Consider the following 1,827-nt stretch of genomic DNA (forward strand, 5'->3'; position numbering starts at 1 on the left):
GGGCGAAATGACGCTACCTTTAATGGCCGCATGGGGACGGGCATTTTTGACTTCCGGGTTCATACGGTGCGGGGCGCGGCACAGCAGATTCATGTGGAAAATGCCCAGTGCGAGATTGACGGCGGCTTTGAAAACGCCCGTTCCGTGGTCATTATGGAAGCCAAAAATGTGGTGCATTCCGATTTCCATGTGCGGCAGCTTTACTATCCGTACCGGCTGTGGCGGACGCGGGTGAAGAAGCCCATCCGGCTGGTCTTTTCTGTGTATTCCAATCTGATTTATCGACTGTTTGAGTACCGGTTTGCGGATCCGGAGGATTACTCGTCCATCGAGCTGGTGCAGGCGAAAAATTATTCCCTGCAGGATACGCGGATCAGTCTGCGTGAACTCCGGGAGGTGCGGGAGCGGACAGCTATCCGGACAGACGATGACATGGATGATACGTCGGTTCCGTTTATCCAGGCCAACTCCATGGAGCGTATTATTTCTCTGTTGGAGAATCTGTACGGCAATCCCATGACGCCGGGGCAAATTGCGGAGCTGATGGATTTCGACCTGCGGCAGTCAGATTATTATTATAATGCGGGGCGGTATCTGGGACTCTTCGAGAAGGAAAATGCGGACGGTCAGGTGCTGGTGCGGCTGACCGGGCTCGGCGAGAGGGTCTTTCGGATGAATTACAAGCCCCGACAGCTGAAGCTGGTGGAGCTGATGCTGGAGCACCGGATTTTCGCGGAATTTTTTGACATGGGCGCTAAGACGGGCCGGTATCCGGATAAGAAGGTCATCGGGCGGCGGATGCGGGAATTGCATGTCTGCAGCGAAGGGCAGATCGCCCGGCGGGCCAGCTCGGTGGAGCGGTGGCTGGAGTGGATTTTTAATCTGACCAGGCTGTAGGAGAGAACACAGGAGATTAGTTTTGACGGACTGCATATATGCGGCATAGCAGCGGCGCCTGGCGGAGGAGAACGGTTAATACAGTCCCACCAAAATATCCAGATACTCCTGCCCCAGCTCCGGCAAAATCGTGCGGCTGGGCTTGATCCAGCCGTATTCGGCCATCAGATCGCAGTCTTTGATGGGGATAATCCAGGTGGAGGGTTCCTCATGGTAGCGACGGAAGGCCTGGGGCCAGGCGGCGAGATCGAGGTAGAGCTTTTAGGTGTGCGGCCGGGCAATGGATCGGTGGACGCGGACACGCTGAAGGCGTTTACAGAGCATACGGTGGATGTCATTGAAACCTGGTATCAGGATCCGATTGATTTTGCGGCTTATTCTACCGATAGTAATGTGCCGCTTTCACTGGGAATCGTGGTGAATACGGTAGGAACCGTGAGAGGCGCGCTGGCGCATACGCGGGAAGAGTGGATTGAGCTTTCCAGTCTGGAGAATGGACTTCGGATTGCGTTGGCGTTGATGCTGGATTATGTAGAGGTATAATAGAACGGACGAAGCTCCGGCCTGGCTGGCCGGAGCTTCTGGTTTATGATAATGCCCGCTCTAATTTCCGGATATTCTGGACTTTTCCGATGACGACGATGATATCCTCCGATTGCAGCTTATAGTCGGGGGAGAGCTCGATGATGGTATTCTGATCGTGCTCAACGGCAATGATATTCAGGCCGTATTTTTTACGGATATTGATTTCCTGAATGGTTTTTCCTTCGATAAAGCCGCTGACCGGTACCTGTTGGATCTCGATATCGTTGTCCAGGAAAATGAAATCCAGGAAGTTTCCGGACAGGAGCTTCTTGCCCAGACGGATGGCCATATCCCGCTCCGGATAGACCACCTCCGCGCCGATTTTCTCCAGAACAGCGCCCTGAT

The 1,827-nt window shown here is 54.1% G+C and carries 3 protein-coding genes; 2 read left to right on the top strand and 1 reads right to left on the bottom strand.

The genetic code is table 11. From position 1 onward, the window contains the following. Together WMO29_RS16625 and WMO29_RS16630 are read left to right on the top strand one after the other, a co-directional pair. Positions 1–897, top strand: an 897-nt coding sequence (locus WMO29_RS16625) for a DUF6997 domain-containing protein (protein WP_349165549.1), incomplete at its 5' end; no start/stop codon positions are given. A gap of 210 nt (positions 898–1,107) precedes the next feature. Then, positions 1,108–1,440: a zinc-binding metallopeptidase family protein gene (locus WMO29_RS16630; RefSeq protein ID WP_349165550.1), complete on the top strand. Its 333-nt coding sequence runs from the start codon at positions 1,108–1,110 to the stop codon at positions 1,438–1,440. Between the two features lie 43 nt (positions 1,441–1,483). Here the strand turns inward: WMO29_RS16630 and WMO29_RS16635 are convergent. Beyond that, the coding region (locus tag WMO29_RS16635; RefSeq protein ID WP_349165551.1) for a TrkA C-terminal domain-containing protein at positions 1,484–1,827 on the bottom strand (344 nt) is incomplete at its 5' end.

This window comes from Laedolimicola intestinihominis (assembly GCF_040096155.1).
GTDB lineage: Bacteria > Bacillota > Clostridia > Lachnospirales > Lachnospiraceae > Laedolimicola > Laedolimicola intestinihominis.

What these genes read in the sequence shown, in the direction of transcription:
- WMO29_RS16630 (WP_349165550.1), top strand. Translation starts at nt 1,108, where the DNA reads ATGGTAGCGACGGAAGGCCTGGGGCCAGGCGGCGAGATCGAGGTAGAG.